At 70.4% G+C, this 15,246-nt stretch carries 13 protein-coding genes and 1 pseudogene; 4 read left to right on the forward strand and 10 right to left on the reverse strand.

Annotated features, from left to right (window positions below; all coding sequences use genetic code 11):
• Nucleotides 1-160: 160 nt before the first annotated feature.
• A complete protein-coding gene (locus ACQ859_RS18725; protein ID WP_431257124.1) occupies nucleotides 161-850 on the reverse strand; it encodes a response regulator in 690 nt (229 codons plus the stop codon).
• Nucleotides 851-1,305: 455 nt separating this feature from the next.
• On the opposite strand from ACQ859_RS18725, the gene ACQ859_RS18730 reads away from it, so the two are divergent.
• Both ACQ859_RS18730 and ACQ859_RS18735 read left to right on the forward strand, forming a co-directional pair.
• Nucleotides 1,306-2,082 carry a MipA/OmpV family protein gene (locus ACQ859_RS18730; protein ID WP_431262193.1) on the forward strand — a complete coding sequence of 259 codons (777 nt, stop codon included), beginning with the start codon at nucleotides 1,306-1,308 and terminating at the stop codon, nucleotides 2,080-2,082.
• A 70-nt stretch (nucleotides 2,083-2,152) separates the two neighbouring features.
• On the forward strand, nucleotides 2,153-3,310 hold the full coding sequence (locus ACQ859_RS18735; protein ID WP_431262194.1) for a sterol desaturase family protein: 1,158 nt from the start codon (nucleotides 2,153-2,155) through the stop codon (nucleotides 3,308-3,310).
• A gap of 70 nt (nucleotides 3,311-3,380) precedes the next feature.
• Here ACQ859_RS18735 and ACQ859_RS18740 read toward each other — a convergent pair whose 3' ends face one another.
• The gene (locus tag ACQ859_RS18740; RefSeq protein ID WP_431262195.1) at nucleotides 3,381-4,502 is read right to left on the reverse strand and encodes a DUF4126 family protein; all 1,122 of its coding nucleotides are present in this window, start codon (nucleotides 4,500-4,502) and stop codon (nucleotides 3,381-3,383) included.
• Nucleotides 4,503-4,627: 125 nt separating this feature from the next.
• On the reverse strand, nucleotides 4,628-6,040 hold the full coding sequence (locus ACQ859_RS18745) for a PLP-dependent aminotransferase family protein (protein WP_431262196.1): 1,413 nt from the start codon (nucleotides 6,038-6,040) through the stop codon (nucleotides 4,628-4,630).
• A 128-nt stretch (nucleotides 6,041-6,168) separates the two neighbouring features.
• Here ACQ859_RS18745 and ACQ859_RS18750 point away from each other — a divergent pair, with 128 nt between their 5' ends.
• Nucleotides 6,169-6,630 carry a carboxymuconolactone decarboxylase family protein gene (locus tag ACQ859_RS18750; protein WP_431262197.1) on the forward strand — a complete coding sequence of 154 codons (462 nt, stop codon included), beginning with the start codon at nucleotides 6,169-6,171 and terminating at the stop codon, nucleotides 6,628-6,630.
• Here the strand turns inward: ACQ859_RS18750 and ACQ859_RS18755 are convergent, their stop codons facing one another.
• Entirely contained in the window at nucleotides 6,631-7,263 is a 633-nt protein-coding gene (locus ACQ859_RS18755; RefSeq protein ID WP_431262198.1) for an HD domain-containing protein, read from the reverse strand.
• 48 nt (nucleotides 7,264-7,311) lie between these two features.
• On the opposite strand from ACQ859_RS18755, the gene ACQ859_RS18760 reads away from it, so the two are divergent.
• On the forward strand, nucleotides 7,312-8,229 hold the full coding sequence (locus ACQ859_RS18760; protein ID WP_431262199.1) for a pyridoxal-phosphate dependent enzyme: 918 nt from the start codon (nucleotides 7,312-7,314) through the stop codon (nucleotides 8,227-8,229).
• A gap of 46 nt (nucleotides 8,230-8,275) precedes the next feature.
• On the opposite strand, the gene ACQ859_RS18765 is transcribed toward ACQ859_RS18760, so the two are convergent.
• The 6 genes and pseudogenes from ACQ859_RS18765 to ACQ859_RS18790 form a co-directional block, all read right to left on the reverse strand.
• Complete coding sequence (locus ACQ859_RS18765) at nucleotides 8,276-8,728, reverse strand: DUF1801 domain-containing protein (RefSeq protein ID WP_431262200.1); 453 nt, start codon at nucleotides 8,726-8,728, stop codon at nucleotides 8,276-8,278.
• Nucleotides 8,729-8,783: 55 nt separating this feature from the next.
• On the reverse strand, nucleotides 8,784-9,005 hold the full coding sequence (locus ACQ859_RS18770; protein WP_431262201.1) for an AbrB/MazE/SpoVT family DNA-binding domain-containing protein: 222 nt from the start codon (nucleotides 9,003-9,005) through the stop codon (nucleotides 8,784-8,786).
• Nucleotides 8,998-9,207 carry an AbrB/MazE/SpoVT family DNA-binding domain-containing protein gene (locus ACQ859_RS18775; protein ID WP_431262202.1) on the reverse strand — a complete coding sequence of 70 codons (210 nt, stop codon included), beginning with the start codon at nucleotides 9,205-9,207 and terminating at the stop codon, nucleotides 8,998-9,000. The genes ACQ859_RS18770 and ACQ859_RS18775 overlap by 8 nt, the downstream gene beginning before the upstream one ends.
• A 108-nt stretch (nucleotides 9,208-9,315) precedes the next feature.
• Nucleotides 9,316-12,452 (reverse strand): annotated as a pseudogene (locus ACQ859_RS18780) (efflux RND transporter permease subunit).
• A 10-nt stretch (nucleotides 12,453-12,462) separates the two neighbouring features.
• Nucleotides 12,463-13,929 (reverse strand): efflux RND transporter periplasmic adaptor subunit, encoded by a 1,467-nt coding sequence (locus tag ACQ859_RS18785; RefSeq protein WP_431262203.1) that lies wholly within the window; start codon nucleotides 13,927-13,929, stop codon nucleotides 12,463-12,465.
• Nucleotides 13,883-15,226 (reverse strand): TolC family protein, encoded by a 1,344-nt coding sequence (locus ACQ859_RS18790; protein ID WP_431262204.1) that lies wholly within the window; start codon nucleotides 15,224-15,226, stop codon nucleotides 13,883-13,885. Before ACQ859_RS18790 ends, ACQ859_RS18785 begins: the two co-directional genes overlap by 47 nt.
• Nucleotides 15,227-15,246: the final 20 nt, after the last annotated feature.

Raw genomic sequence — 15,246 nt, forward strand, 5'->3', positions numbered from 1 at the left:
GGACGGGCCGGCGGAGACGCCAGAAACGACGCTCGCCGGCACGTCAGGGACGTCCGGCGAGTCGATGCGCGAGTCGATGAAGAGCTCGGTCGGCGGAAAGCTCGTGTCGGGGGCTGGTTCCTCGACGCCGTGTCCGCCTCGGTGGACCGTGGCCACCGCGTCAGCGGAAGAGGCTGATCATGTGCGAGCGCGACTTGACGTCCAGCGCCAGCAGCAGCGAGGAGACATAGTTCTTCACCGTGCCCAGCGACAGCTGCGTCGAGTTGCTGATTTCCTGGTTGCTGCAGCCCGACAGCACCAGTTCGAGGATCTCCAGATGGCGCGGGCCCAGTTCGGCGACGCGGTCGTACATCGCGGACGACGGGAAACGCGGGAACAGCGTGCCCGACTGCGACTGGCGGTGGCGCTGGCCCTCGGCCAGCAGCGCGCGCAGCGTGCTGCGCATCTCGGCCATCATCGCGCCCTTGGGCAGGTAGCCGACGGCGCCCAGCGCCCGCGCCTGGCGGACGACGAATTCATCCTGCGTGCCGCTGAAGACGACCACGCGGGCCTCGGGATAGGCCTCCATGAACTGCCGCAGCCCCTGCAGGCCCTTGCAGTCCCCCAGGTTCAGGTCCAGCAGCACGGCATCCACCGCGCCACCGTCGGCATACGCCTGCAGACCTTCCTGCAGCGAGGCCGCCTCCACCCACTCGATGTCGATCTCGTCCAGCGACTGGTACAGCGTGCGGATCCCCGCCCTCACCAGTTCATGGTCGTCGACCAGCAGCACGCGGCGCTTGACCGCCGGCATCGCATGGCCACCACTTCCAGCCGCCTCGAACGTGCGGGCAACGGACACTGCTTCCATAGGGCCTCCCTTTTTCGACTGACCGATGGGTCTCCGGCTCGGTCGTCGTCACCCCTTACTGCACGCCGGAGAAGGTCCGCATGATAGGCCGATGGTCACTTGCATTGCCCCCTCGTTGGGGGGAACCCTCAGGGGGATGCCTGAAACACTTGTGACGACATGTTGCTGATTTGGAGTGTCAACGTTGTCACGCGCCATCCCTATTTATAGGTCCCAACTGGCCGGCGCTACCCCCTAGAGGTGGGAAATCCCAGCGGGTGCCCCGCGGGGCGCTCGGGCGGTGGAACGACAGATTCCTGCAAGGTCGGGGAGGACCCCGCTCCCTAGAATCCCGGCAGCTGTCCTCCCCCATGCGCCGAGCCCTCCGTCCGCCCTCCTCCCTGCCCCGATCGCGTCGTCCCGACACGTTCCGCGGAGCCGTCCGGTCATCGCTCCCGGCGATCTGCGCCGGCCTCATGGCGGCGGGCTGGATGGTCGACCCCGCGCCGGCCTGGGCCGCAGGCAGCCTGGTGCTGATGGACGCTCCGCCGACGCAGACCAGTTGGTCCGGCGGCCTGTCGACCCGCAGCTGGCCCTCCGCGCCCGGCAGCCGCGCCCGCAGCAATGACCTGCTGCCGGCCGTGGAAGTCCTGACGCCCAACGGCGCCTTCGTGTCGACCGACCTGGGCGTCGGCTGGAACCTCGTCCCCCTGCTGGCCGACGCGCAGACGGCGTCGACCTGGCAGGTCGGCGCGCGGCTCTGGCCGCAGTTCGGGCGACCGTCGCGGGTCACGCCCAGGGGCATCGACCGCCTGGGGTCGCGCCTCACGACGGAGGCGTTCGCCAATGTCCAGGCGACCTCCTGGCTGATGCTGCAGTCGGGCTTCTCCTGGGGCAGCGGCCGCCGGCACGACGGCCAGTTGTTCGAAGTGGGCCTGACGTCCGGGATCCCGATCGGCGACGACCTGATCGCCGTCACGCTCGCGACCACGGCGGCCAACGGCGCGCACCTGCGCAGCAGCTACGGCATCGGTCCCGGCGAATCCCGTGCGAGCGGCCTGCCCGAATGGCGCCCCCGCGCCGGCATGATGGACTGGAGCATCGCGCTCAGCGGCGAGCACCGGTTCTCCAAGCGCTGGTCCATCAGCGGCCAGTGGCTGGACGCCCGGCTGGTCGGCGACGCGTCGCGGTCGCCGTTGACGACCTCCAAGACGCAGCAGACCTTCAGCGCCAGCCTCTGGTACCGCTTCTGAGGCGGTCGCCAGGCAAGTCCTGCCCCCTCGCTCCGCCTTCGCCCCCTCCCGCCGTCCTTCGCCGTCCGCCATGCATCGCATCCTCCTGATCGCCGTCCCGCTGTTCGGGCTCTGCATCGCCTTCGAGTGGCTGTGGGGCCGCCTGAAGGGGCGGGACACCTACCGGCTGTCCGACTCGATCAGCAGCCTCAGCCAGGGCTTGATGAGCCTGGCCGTCGCCGCGGTGACGCCGTTGTTCCAGAACGGCATGTACGCCTGGCTGCAGCCGCACCTGGCGCTGGTCCGCCCCTCGGTCTGGGACGGCTGGTGGGGCTGGGCCGTCGCGATCGTGGTCTACGACCTCTGCGACTACTGGCTGCACCGCGTCAGCCATGAGAGCGCCCTCTTCTGGGCGGCGCACACGGTGCACCACCAGAGCGAGCACTTCAACCTGACGACCGCGCTGCGCCAGGAAAGCTTCTACGCGGTGATGGGCTGGCCGTTCTTCCTGCCGATGGCGCTGCTGGGCATGCCGCTGGAACAGTACGTCGCGGCGGGGCTGTTCGTCCTGCTGTACCAGTTCTGGATCCACACCGAGCACATCGGACGGCTGGGCTGGCTGGACCGGGTGTTCTCGACGCCCTCCAACCACCGCGTGCACCATGCGGTGAATCCGCGCTACCTGGACAAGAACTACGGTGCGGTGCTCGTGATCTGGGACCGGATGTTCGGCACCTTCGCCGAAGAGACCGAGCCCTGCGTCTACGGCACCGTCAAGCCGCTGCACAGCTGGAACCCGATCAAGGCGGTGGGCCAGTTCTATGGCGAACTGTTCGATCGCGCCCGCGCCACGCCGCGCTGGGCGGACCGGATCCGCGTGCTGTTCAAGTCGCCGGGCTGGGCGCCACCGGGCACGTCGACGACGGCCGAGCCGGATGGCGACCGGCTGCGGCAGTCGCGCTTCGATCCGGCCGTCAGCCGGCTGGACCGCTGGCGCGCGGTCAGTCTGGTCGCGATGACGGGGGTGGCGTCGGCGGTCTGGCTCGACGCCAGCGACGACATGAGCGAGGCGCGCAATCTGGTCGCGGCGGCGGTGATCGCCGCCGGGCTCTACGCGGCGGGGGCCCTGCTGGCGCGAGGCACGGACGGAGGCGGCGATCGCGGCCGACGCACCCGCCGCCTGCGCGGCTGGGGGCTCTACCTCGGCGCGATGGCGCTGTGCGCCGGCATGATCGCCATCCTGGCCTGACATCCCGGCGCCGGCCACGCCCGCGCCTGCACCGCCGCGATGACCAAGATGCGGGCAATGGCGGGTCGCGTCAGCTGTGGGGCCAGCCGAGTACCGCCAGCGCATCGTCGTACGAGTCGCCAGGGGCGACGGTGACCGTGCCCGGCGCATCGTCGCTGCCGCCCAGTTGGGCCAGGCACACCATCGTCGCGCCGCCGAAGGCGATCAGGTCTTCGACCGCCGCGACCGGGAAGTCATGACCCAGCGCGTCGGACAGCTTCTCGCGCAGCGTGTAGCCCGCGTAGGTCGCCACGACCGCCCCCATCGCCCCGGCCAAGGCCGCCGGCCATGAACGTCCGCCCGCCAGCGCCGCCCCGGAGATCGCGCCGCTGACCGCACGCGCCGCGAGCCCCGGCGGATCGGTGCGATCGGGCGTGGACGGCAGCTTGTCGACGATGAGTTCCCCGATCGCCATCGGCGTGGTCACCGCGACGGCGTGCGTCGACGCGAGGAAGGCCAGCGGCGAGTCCTTGACGTCGATCCAGCCCAGCTTCGCGGCCCAGCTCGTGACGGCCAGCGGCGCGCTGGTCCGAGGGCCCGCGGTGCTGCCGAGCAGGAACGCCATCAGCAGCGTCCGCCGGGAATCGGCCGGCTGGACCGCGACCACCGGCAGTCCTTGAGCCCGCGCCTCCCGGACGACCTGCGCCCCGGCACGCACGCGGCCGAAGAAGCGCCGGACGAGATGCCGGGCCGACTCGGTGAAGGCGCCGTAGACCAGATGCGAGACATACGAGTAGGGATGCGACTGCAGCGGCGCTCGCGTGATCGGATCGCCGAAACGGAAGGCGGGCACGAGCGTCTCGTCGACGAGGGTGGCCGCGGCCACGCCGAAGACGGTCCCTCGACCGCAGGTCACCCGGGGATCGAGCTCGGCGGCGGCGCCATAGAGGCCGCCGACCACGGCACCCATGCCGTAATGGACCGCCTCACCCGCGACCGGACGACGCCGGCGCGGCAGACGCCGCCCGGCCAGCTTGGCGAGGCGATCAGCGGCGCGCTCGGTCGACGGCATGCCGCGCACGCCCGACGTGATGCCGACCCGCGCCAAGCCGGCCTGGAAGGCGGTCATCGCGGCGGCGCCGATCAGGCCGCCGAGCAGGCCGGAGGCGGTGCCCACGCAGAGGTCGCGCGGCGGGCGGTGGTCGAGGTCCATGGGCGTTCCCGTTCAGATCGGAGTGGAGCCGCTCATGTGGCAAGGGTCGTGCCTCCCAGGATGACGGGGGATCGGCATGGCCCTCATCGGCGCCAGGGAGGACGACGTCGCGGCCGGCAGAAGCCTCAGCGCGGCGTATGCCGGGCGATCGCCTCCTGCAGGCGGTCGCAGGCGCGCGCGACCTGCGCCTGCGGCGCCGTCGCGACGCTGAGCATCAGCCCCGACTGCTCGCGGCCGGGTTCGGCAAACCAGACCGACAGCGGTGCGGGCGAGATGCCGAAAGCGAAGAGCTCCCGCGCGATCGCGAGGTCCGACGCGCCCGCCGGTGTCCGCACCAGCACCGCCAGGGCCGCAGGCAAGGTCTCAAGGCCGCGCTCGTGCAGTTGCGCCAGCAGACCGTCACGCTGCGCCAGATACAGCCGCTTGGCGCGCCGCAGATGGCGCAGGTAATGCCCGTCGCGCATGAAGGCCGCGATCGCGAGTTGCGCGGCCGGTCCCGGCGGCGGCGCCAGGCAGGCCGCGTCCTCCGCGAATCGCGCCGCCATCGACGCTGGCGCGACCACGAACCCGAGCCGCAAGCGCGGGTCGATCGTCTTGCTGAAGGAACCGATGTGGATCACCCGCCCGTGCGGGTCGAGCGACGCGAGCGCCGGGGCGGCACGCCCCTGCAGCTGGAGCTCGCTCAGGTAGTCGTCCTCGACGATCCAGCCGCCGGTGCTCGCGGCCCAGTCGAGCAGACGCAGCCGACGCTGCAGCGACATCGTCACGCCCAGCGGCGCCTGCTGCCCCGGCGTGACCACCGCGAGTGCGGCGTGCGGTGCCCGGCGCCAGCCGGCATCGACGTCGATGCCCTCCTCGTCCACCGGCACGGGAACCGGTGTCAGGCGGCCGAGCGTGAGCGCCTGTCGCGTGAAGAAGAAGCCGGGCTCTTCCATCCACGCCGAGCCGCCGTCGAGCCCGAGCACGCGCAGCGCGATCCCCAGCCCCGCCGCATACCCGCCGGTGACGAGCACCTGGTCCGGCGAGCAGACCATGCCGCGTGCGACCGCGAGGTAGCCGGCGATCTCGCGCCGCAGTTCCAGTTCGCCGCGCGGGTCGGGATAGAGCGCGGCACCGGTCGTCTCCGCGAGCAGCGCCCGCGCGCGCAGCCGATGCATCAGCTTGGACGGCAGGCTGTCGCGCGACGGGATGCCCGGCTGGAAGATCCCCGGCCCGGCGGTGAGCTCGCGGTACATCGAGATGAACGGGCCGGGGTCCAGCGCCGCGCCGCTGGATCGCGCGGCCGCGGGCCGCTCCGCGACGCGTGTCCCGGTAGCGCGCGACGCCTCGATCATCTGCGCGGCGGCCAGCTTCTCGTAGGCCACGCGCACCGTGCCGCGCGCCACGCCCAACTGCACCGCCAGATCGATCCAGGACGGCAGGCGCATCCCGGCTTGCAGCACCTGCTGCTCGATGGCCGTCGCGATGCCCCGGTGGATCTGATCCGCCAGCGGCACGGCCGACGACTTGTCGAGCGGAAGACTCAGCGGCTGACGCATGGCAGCGGGCTCATCGTGGTACAGCGATTCCTTCGATTCCTGGGACTCCACTTTGCACCACGACAGGAGAAGAATCCAGTCATCGATCACGCATCGACCACCCGATTCCCCGTTCCAAGGAGCCCACCATGTCCCAACGTCTCGACTACACCCAGGTTTCTCCCGCCGGCGTCAAGGCGCTTGGCGGCGTCTACGGTTATGTCGCGCAGAGCGGCCTGCCACCGGCACTCGTCGAACTCGTCTTCCTGCGCATCTCCCAGATCAACAACTGCGCGTATTGCCTGGACATGCACACGCGGGACCTGTTGAAGAAGGGGGTGCCGGTCGAGAAACTGGCGCTGGTGCAAGCCTGGCCGGAGGGCGGCGCGCTGTTCGACACCCGCGAGCGCGCCGCGCTGGCCTGGGCCGAGTCGGTCACGCGCGTCGCCACGACGGGCGTGCCGGACGCCGATTTCGCCGCCGTCAGCGCGGTGTTCAGCGAGAAGGAAGTCGTCGATCTCACGATCGCGATCGGCCTCATGAACACCTACAACCGCCTGGCCATCAGCTTCCGCAACGTGCCGCAGGCGGCGGCGATGGCGGCGCGTTGATCAGCCGATCGCGCGCCGCAGGTTCTCCCGGGCGCGGGCATCGAGCCGGTCGCGCAGCGCGGGCGTGCTGTACAGCACCGGCCGGTCCAGGAAGATCCTGAGGATCTGCCGGCGTTTGCGACGGAACAGGAAACCCGGCACATACCCGTACTCATCGCGGATCTGGCGCTCGTACTCGTCGAAGCGCGGACGCTCGGCGCCGAGGATCGCCAGGTCGATGTCGACGAGCACCTGCTCGTCGACGCTGGCCGGCACGCCGTCGTGTTTCGTCACCAGCACCAGTTGCCGGACGCGATCCGCGACCTCGCGGCTCACGCCGGCGCCGAGCAGCGCCTCGTGCGCCCACTCGGCGCTGCGCTCCTCGTTGCCCGAGCCCTTCACGTCGTAGATCGCGTCGTGGAACCAGAGCGCCATCTCGACTTCGGCCGGATGGACGGCGAGCTCGCCGACCTCGTCGAACAGCGCGAGGCATTCCTCGAGGTGCTGACGCGTGTGGTACTTCCGTTGCGGCTCCGCGTAGCGCGCGAGCAGGTCGTCGCGCAGCGCGGTGCCGTCCGCCTCGCCGGCATCCGCGCCTGCGCCGGCGAGTGCGGACCACGCGCGGGTCCAGGATCGTTCGAAGAGCGCATTCATGTGCGCTGAATGGTAGCGGCTGCGAGTCGTCCGGCTACGATCAGGCCCATGGCCCTCCACATCATCACGCCCACTATCGAATCGGACGCGTTCAGTACGCCGGACCAGCGCGTCTGGCTGAAGCTCGAAGCCCTCCAACCCTGCGGCTCGTTCAAGCTGCGCGGCATCGGCCACGCCTGCGAGGTCCATGCGGCGCGCGGTGCGACACGGCTGTTGTCGTCCTCGGGCGGGAACGCGGGGATCGCGGTGGCCTACGCGGGACGACGGCTGGGACTTCCCGTCGTCGTCGTGGTGCCGGAAACCACGCGCGAGTGGCCCAAGACGCTGATCCGCCGACAAGGCGCGGAGGTCATCGTCCATGGCAAGAGCTGGATGGAAGCCAACGATTTCCTGATGTCCTTGCGCCAGCCGACGGATGCCTTCATCCACCCGTTCGACGACCCGCTGCTGTGGGACGGGCACGCGTCGATGATCGCGGAGGCCGCCGCGCAGGCGCCGAAGCCGGATGCGGTCGTGCTGTCGGTCGGCGGCGGCGGCCTGATGAGCGGTGTGCTGCAGGGCATGCACGCCATCGGATGGCAGGACGTGCCGCTGGTCGCGGCGGAAACCTTCGGCGCCGATTCGCTGAGGGCGGCGATCGCCGCAGGCGGATTGGTGACGCTCGAGGCGATCACCAGCATCGCCACCTCGCTGGGCGCACGACGCGTCAGTGAGCGGGCCTTCGACTGGACGACACAGCATCCGGTCGTCGCCACGACGGTGAGCGACGCGGAAGCGGTGCAGGCCTGCCTGGACGTGGCGAAGGAACACCGGCTGATCGTCGAGCCCGCGTGCGGCGCCGCCGTCGCGGCGACGCTCAAGCGCGCGGAGCCCGTGCTCCAGAAGGCCAGGAACGTGCTGGTGATCCTCTGCGGCGGTGCCTGCGCCACCTACGAGGATCTGGTCGACTGGCGCGCCGCGAACTGAGCGGCGACGGTCCGCTGTCCAGCCCGAAACGGGCAGGACGACGCACTCACATCTTCTCGCCGGGGATCGCGCTCGCCGCTGTCACCCAGGCGACGAAGGCCGCCTCGTCGAGCGGCTCCTTCTCGCTCACATGCAGGTAGCGCGCGTGCGCTGTCTTCGAATCGACCGGCGGCATCGGAGCCAGCGACTTGCCGTTGAAGAAAGCGACCTTCACGTAGCGCGTCATCACGTGGATGCCGAGGAACCAGGTCGTGCCATCGACGCCGTACAGCGGCGAGTTCCACTTCACGGCCTTGCGCACGTCGGGTACGGACTCGACGATCAGCGCATCCATGCGCCGCACGACCGCCTGCTTCCAGTCCTGGAGCGCGGCGATGTAGGCCTGCACCGGTACGTCGCCATGCCCCTTCGGGATCTGCGGGTTGCCGCCGGAGAGCAGGACCACGTCGCATTCACCTTCACGCGTCGGGACGATCGGTCTTGAGGGCTTGCGCGTCATGGTTGGTATGTCCTTCCTTGAAATCACACGACGTCACGAAGCTGTTTTCGACTCATCACCGGAACGGGCTCATCTCTTCGACGGGTACCGTCTTGCCGTTGCGCGGCTTCAGCATTCCCGCCAGCTCTGCCAACGACGTCGTCTTAGCACGAACAAAGAGGGTGCCGTCGCCGCGGATAAACCAGCGGAACGGGGTGCCGGGCTTTGCCCCCAACTCCGTCAAGATCTCCGCCGGCACCTGCAGGGTACCTTGCTCGCTCAGAAACGTTTCATGCATTGCCTTCTCCTGTCAGTGCGTCATCGGAATCCGGCTGCGGACACTCCTCCGCGACCGGCCTCTTCGACTTCGCAACGACGTGGATGCTGCCGTCCTTCGCCAACTCCCAGATGAAGCGCGTGCCGAGCTTGGCACCGACCGCCCTCCGGATGTCCTTGGGGACGACGATCCTGCCGTTCATCTCCATCTTCGACATGGGCATCACACTCTCCTTGCGAAGTGATGCAGCCACTCTAGGGAAACGTCTATCCGAGCGCCATGACCCGCACTTGTGGACACGGCGTCGGATTCACTTCACGAGGCAACGCCCTCACGCGGATGAGTGGGTCTCCCGTCGATACACCCAGCGGTACAGCACCGGCAGCACCAGCAAGGTCAACGCGGTCGAGGACAGGATCCCGCCGATGACCACCGTCGCCAGCGGACGCTGCACCTCGGCGCCGGTACCGGTCGCCAGCGCCATCGGCACGAAGCCGAGCGAAGCGACCAACGCCGTCATCAGGACCGGCCGCAGGCGCGTCAACGCACCTTCATGGATGGCCTCCTCCAACGGTCTCCCCTGCTCTCTCAACTGGCGGATGAAGGAGATCATCACCAGCCCGTTCAACACCGCCACGCCGCTCAGCGCGATGAACCCCACCGCCGCGGAGATCGACAAGGGGATGCCTCGCATCCACAACGCCAGCACGCCGCCGGTCAGCGCGAACGGGATGCCCGAGAACACCAGCAGCCCATCACGCGCGTTGCCGAACATGGCGAACAGCAGCACGAAGACCAGCCCCAGCGCCACCGGCACCACGACCTGCAGACGCTCGGTGGCCGACTGGAGGTTCTCGAACTGACCGCCCCAGCCCAGCCAGTAGCCGGACGGCAGGGCGACCTGCGATGTCACCGCCTGCTGGGCTTCGGCAACGAAGGAGCCGAGGTCCCGTCCACGCACGTTCGCACTGACGACGACCCGCCGCTTGCCGTCCTCGCGGCTGACCTGGTTCGGTCCGGGCGCCAGCGCCAGCGTCGCGACCTCGGACAACGGGATGAACCGCGTCGCGCCCTCCGCGCCTCGTGGCAGCGGCACCGGCAAGCGCTCGATCGCCGCCAGGTCCGTGCGCAACGCGTCGGGCAGGCGCACGACGATCGAGAATCGCCGGTCGCCCTCGAACAAGGTGCCCGCGTGCGCCCCACCCGTCGCCGTCGCGACCAGCTGCTGCACGTCCTGCAGGTTCAGGCCGTGACGCCCGGCCTTCTCGCGATCGATGTCGACGGTGAGCATCGGCAACCCGGTCGTCTGTTCGACGTTGACCTCCGCCGCGCCGTCGAGTCCCCCAGCACCGCGGCGATCTTCGCCGCCGCCGCGTTCAACTGGTCCATGTCGTCGCCGAAGACCTTCACCGCGACGTCCGACCGGACGCCGGAGATCAGCTCGTTGAAGCGCAGCTGGATCGGCTGCGAGAACTCGTAGTTCTGCCCGGGAAGTGTCGCGAGTTCCGCCTGCACCGCCGCGATCAGTGCGTCGCGCGTGCGGCGCGGCTCGGGCCACTGGTCCATCGGCTTGAGCATCACGTAGGCGTCGGAGATGTTCGGCGGCATCGGGTCCGCCGCGATCTCGGCCGTGCCGGTGCGCGAGAACACGCGCTCGATCTCGGGGAACTTCTCCTTCAGGCGGGCCTCCAACTGCTGCTGCATCGCCACCGACTGCGACAGGCTGGTGCCCGGCAGCCGCAGCGCCTGCACCGCGAAGTCGCCTTCGTTGAGGCTGGGCACGAACTCGCTGCCCAGCCGTGTGGCGAGCAGCGTCGACAGCACCACCGCGACGGCCGCGCCGGTGATGACCACCGGCCGAGCGGCCATCGCCTTCACCAGCAGCGGCTCGTAGGCGCGGTGCGCCCAGGCCATCACGCGGCTCTCCTTCTCCTGGACCTTGTCGCCGATGAACAGCGCCACCGCCGCCGGCACGAAGGTGATGGACAGGATCATCGCGCCCAGCAGCGCCATCACCACGGTCACCGCCATCGGATGGAACATCCGCCCTTCCACGCCGGTCAGCGCGAAGATCGGGAGGTAGACCACCATGATGATCAGCTGCCCGAACAGCAGCGGCCGGCGCGCTTCCTGCGCCGCCGCGAAGACCTCGTGGAAACGCTCCGCGCGCGTCAGCGGACGCCCCAGCCGCGACTGCGCATGCGCCAGGCGCCGCACGCAGTTCTCGACGATCACGACCGCCCCGTCCACGATGATCCCGAAGTCCAGCGCCCCCAGGCTCATCAGGTTGGCGCTGACCTTCTGGCCCACCATCCCGGTGAAGGTGAACAGCATGGACAGCGGGATCACCAGCGCCGTCAGCACCGCCGCCCGCAGGTTGCCCAGGAACAGGAAGAGCACCGCGATCACCAGCACCGCGCCCTCGACGAGGTTGCGCTTGACCGTCGCGATCGCCTTGTCCACCAGCACCGTGCGGTCGTAGACGGTGACGACGTGCACGCCCTGGGGCAAGGTGGTCGCGACCTCCTTCATCTTGCGGTCCACCGCCTGCGCGACGCTGCGGCTGTTCTCGCCGATCAGCATGAAGACGGTGCCCAGCACGACCTCGCGGCCGTTGTCGGTGGCCGCGCCGCTGCGCAGTTCCTTGCCGATGCCGACCTGCGCCACGTCGCGCACCCGCACCGGGACGCCGCCGTCGGTGCGCAGCACGACGTTGCCGATGTCGGCCAGATCGCGCAACTGGCCGGGCGCGCGGATCAGGTACTGCTCGCCACGACGCTCGATGTAGCCGGCGCCGACGTTGGCGTTGTTGCGTTCCAGCGCCTGGACCACCTCCGCCAGCGTGAGCCCGTGCGACGACAGCCGACCCGGATCGGGCGCCACCTCGAACTCCTTGGCAAAACCGCCGATGGTGTTGACCTCGGTCACGCCCGGCACGTTGCGCAGCTGCGGCTTGACGACCCAGTCCTGGATCTCGCGCAGGTCGATCGGCGTGTAGGGCGAACCGTCGGGCTTGCGCGCGCCCTCCTCGGCCTCGATCGTCCACTGGTAGATCTCGCCCAGGCCCGTGGACACCGGCCCCATCGCCGGCGTCAGCCCGTCGGGCAGGTGTTCGCGCGCGGCCTGCAACCGCTCGTTGACCAGTTGCCGCGCGAAGTGGATGTCGGTGCCGTCGGCGAAGATCACCGTCACCTGCGACAGCCCATAGCGCGACAGCGAGCGCGTCTGCTTCAGCCCCGGCAGGCCTGCCATCGCGGTCTCGACCGGGAAGGTCACGCGCTGCTCCGCCTCCAGCGGCGAGTAGCCCGGCGCGCCGGTGTTGATCTGTACCTGCACGTTGGTGATGTCGGGCACGGCGTCGATGGGCAGCTTCTGGTAGCTGAAGACCCCCAGCGCCGCCATGCCCAGCACGGCCAGGAGCACCAGCCACCGGTGCTCGATGGCGAATCGGATGATGCGTTCGAACATGCGTCCTCCGTCAATGCGAATGCGTCGCCGAGCCTTTGCCGGCCTCGGACTTGATGACGAAGGCGTTGATCGCCGCGACCTTCGCGCCGGCCTTCAGGCCGTCGACGATCTCGACGCGCCGGCCGTCGCCGCGGCCGGTCTTGACCGGCTGCGCGGCGAAGCCGTCGGTGGTGCGCACGAAGACGACCTGCCGGTCCTCGAAGACCTGCACCGCGTCGGCGGCCACGGTCACCGGCGCCGGGGCTTCGCCGGTCACGACGTCGACGTTGACGAAGAGCCCGGGCCGCCAGGCGCGGTCCGGATTGGCCAGCGAGATCCGCGCCTGCGCGGTGCGGCTCTGCCCGCCGATCAGGGCGCCGACGTAGGCGACCGTGCCGTCGGCCGACTGCTCGAAGGCGGCGGAACGCACGACGGCGCGTTCACCGACGCGCACCTTGGCCAGGTCGCCGGCCGGGACGTCGATGCGCGCCCACACGGTGCGCAGGTCCGACAGCACGAAGACGCTCGCGTCCTCCTTCACCTGCTCGCCCAGCGTCAGGTGCTTCTCGACGACGACGCCGTCGAACGGCGCGCGCAACTCGAAGCGCGTCAGCGCGCCACCGCCCGGCGTGGCGCCGATGGCCAGCAGCTTCTGGCGGGCGTTCGCGACGGCGATCTCGGCTTCGCGCAAGGCCTGCTCGGCCACGTCGACGTCCTGCCGGGGCGAGATCTTCTCCTCCCACAGCTTGCGTTCGCGGTCGAAGGTCGTGCGCGCCAGCTGTTCTCGCTTCTGCGCGGCGAGCAGCTCGCTGCGCTGGTCCGACACCTGGGCGCTCGCGATCACGGCCAGCAGGTCGCCCTTGCGCACGGCCTGGCCGAGCGTGGCGGGCACTGCCTCGACGACGCCGCTCACGCGCGGCACCACGTGGGCCGTCCGGTCCTCGTTGAAGCCGATCTCGCCGGGCAGACGCGTCGTGGTCCGGATCGTCGCCGGACCCGCCACCTCCAGCGCGATCGCGGCCGACTTGATCTGCGCCTCGGTCATCGCGATGGCTTCGGGCTCGCCAGCAGCGTGGCCATGACCGTCGTCCTTGTCCGCCGCCTTCCCACCGGCCACCGCGGTCGGGTGCGCGTCGCCCGGCTGCGTGGCCTTGGCCTCGCCGGCGTGGTCGTCCTTGTGTTCGCCCTTTTCCTCGCCCTTCTTCTGACCCTTCTCCTGATCCTTGTGCCTGCCCGAGTCCTTCTCTCCATCATGGCCGTGATCGTCATGGCCCGCTTCGGCGTGCTCGCCGTGGCCGCCCTTGGCGGACCCCGCCGGTCCCGAGGCCAGGATGGCCGCGCCGCCGATCAGGCCCAGCGCCACCAGCACCGCGATCGCGATCAGTTGCCGCTTCGGCAGCCCCGTCCCGGGGACGTCTTGTCGTCTTGCTTGTTGAATGTCATCGTCGTTCTCACGGTTGCTGGACGGGCGCGCCGAGGCGGCGCTCGAGGTCGGCATTGGCGCGATGCGCCCGTGCGAGCGCGTCGAGCCATTGCATGCGCGCCTGCAGCCAGGTGCGTTGCGCGTCGAGCACGTCCAGGAAGCCGAACTTCCCGAGTTCGAAGCCGCGGGTCGCGGCGGTGTAGGCCTCGCGGGCGCCGGGGAGCACGGTGCGTTGCAACGCGTCCACCTCGTCGGTGCGGGCGGCGAGTTCATCGGCGGCGCTCAGCACCTCGGCGCGCAGCCGCAGCGATTCGGCCTCCGCGAGCTGCTCGGCGGCCTGACGGCGCTTGAGGGCCTCGCGCTGGGCGCCCTGGTTGCGGTCGAACAGCGGCAGCGGCATCGACAGGCCGATCACCGCCTGGTTGCGGCCGATCTCCTGCGCCCGCTTCGCGCCGAGGGTCACGGTGACATCGGGGATGCGGCGCGCGCGTTCGAGCTCGTACGCGGCCTGGGCCCGCTCGACCTCGAGCCGGGCGCGTCGCAGCGCCGGCGCATCGGCCAGACGGCGTGCGACCTCGGCCTCGCCGGGCAAGGTCGGGAGCGACGCCGCCGCGCCATCGAGCGCACCGATCGCCGCTTGGTCCATGCCGACGGCAGCCGCCAGCGCATGTCGCGCCGCCAACTGGTCCGCCTGCGCCTGACGCCGCTCGATGCGCGCGGTGGCTTCCGCGACACGCGCCCGGGTCTCGTCGTTCGGCGCCAGCTTGCCGGCGGACACGCGCCGGGCGGTCGCGTCGGCACCGCCGCCCGCGATGCGCACCGACTCGTCGGCGGCGACGACCCGCTCCTGCGCGACCAGCGCGGCGAAGAAGGCCTGCACCACGTCAGCCCGCAGTTCGGCGCGCAGGGCGTCGAGCTCGGCTTGCGAGAGGTCACGACCGCGCCGGGCCAGCGCGGTGCGCGCCGCGCGCTGGCCGCCGATCTCCAGCGGCTGGCTCAGCAGCACGGTGACGGTGCGCGTCTCGCGGCGCGTGTCCTCCTGCTCGAGTCCGAGCGTGGGGTTGGGCGGCAGCGCGGCCTGCTGCACGGCGCCCTCGGCGGCCTCCAGTTCGAAGGCCGCGGCGCGCAACCGGGGATGCGCGGTCAGGGCCCGGTCGATGGCGGCGCTCAACGTCAGGCGCGGTGATGCCGAAGAGGGCGCCGCCGAAGTCGACAGCGTCGATGAGGCTGATGCCGGCGCTGGCGGGGCGGACGGCGCAGGCGACGTCGAGGGGGTGGCGGTTGCAGGCGGCGCGTCGGGCGCGGCCCGTCCGGCCACCGGCATGAGGGAAAGCAGTGCCGCGCTGCACAGCGGCACCAGGAACTTGGGCATCGGAGACTCCGGCGTTGTGC

It is taken from the genome of Roseateles chitinivorans (assembly GCF_050632235.1).
GTDB lineage: Bacteria > Pseudomonadota > Gammaproteobacteria > Burkholderiales > Burkholderiaceae_C > Roseateles > Roseateles chitinivorans_A.

Coding starts and splice junctions, on each gene's coding strand:
- ACQ859_RS18760 (WP_431262199.1), top strand. CDS start 7,312: ATGGCCCTCCACATCATCACGCCCACTATCGAATCGGACGCGTTCAGT.
- ACQ859_RS18755 (WP_431262198.1), bottom strand. CDS start 7,263: ATGAATGCGCTCTTCGAACGATCCTGGACCCGCGCGTGGTCCGCACTC.
- ACQ859_RS18725 (WP_431257124.1), bottom strand. CDS start 850: ATGGAAGCAGTGTCCGTTGCCCGCACGTTCGAGGCGGCTGGAAGTGGT.
- ACQ859_RS18790 (WP_431262204.1), bottom strand. CDS start 15,226: ATGCCCAAGTTCCTGGTGCCGCTGTGCAGCGCGGCACTGCTTTCCCTC.
- ACQ859_RS18735 (WP_431262194.1), top strand. CDS start 2,153: ATGCATCGCATCCTCCTGATCGCCGTCCCGCTGTTCGGGCTCTGCATC.
- ACQ859_RS18730 (WP_431262193.1), top strand. CDS start 1,306: ATGGCGGCGGGCTGGATGGTCGACCCCGCGCCGGCCTGGGCCGCAGGC.
- ACQ859_RS18765 (WP_431262200.1), bottom strand. CDS start 8,728: ATGACGCGCAAGCCCTCAAGACCGATCGTCCCGACGCGTGAAGGTGAA.
- ACQ859_RS18785 (WP_431262203.1), bottom strand. CDS start 13,929: ATGCCGACCTCGAGCGCCGCCTCGGCGCGCCCGTCCAGCAACCGTGAG.
- ACQ859_RS18750 (WP_431262197.1), top strand. CDS start 6,169: ATGTCCCAACGTCTCGACTACACCCAGGTTTCTCCCGCCGGCGTCAAG.
- ACQ859_RS18770 (WP_431262201.1), bottom strand. CDS start 9,005: ATGCATGAAACGTTTCTGAGCGAGCAAGGTACCCTGCAGGTGCCGGCG.
- ACQ859_RS18775 (WP_431262202.1), bottom strand. CDS start 9,207: ATGCCCATGTCGAAGATGGAGATGAACGGCAGGATCGTCGTCCCCAAG.
- ACQ859_RS18740 (WP_431262195.1), bottom strand. CDS start 4,502: ATGGACCTCGACCACCGCCCGCCGCGCGACCTCTGCGTGGGCACCGCC.
- ACQ859_RS18745 (WP_431262196.1), bottom strand. CDS start 6,040: ATGCGTCAGCCGCTGAGTCTTCCGCTCGACAAGTCGTCGGCCGTGCCG.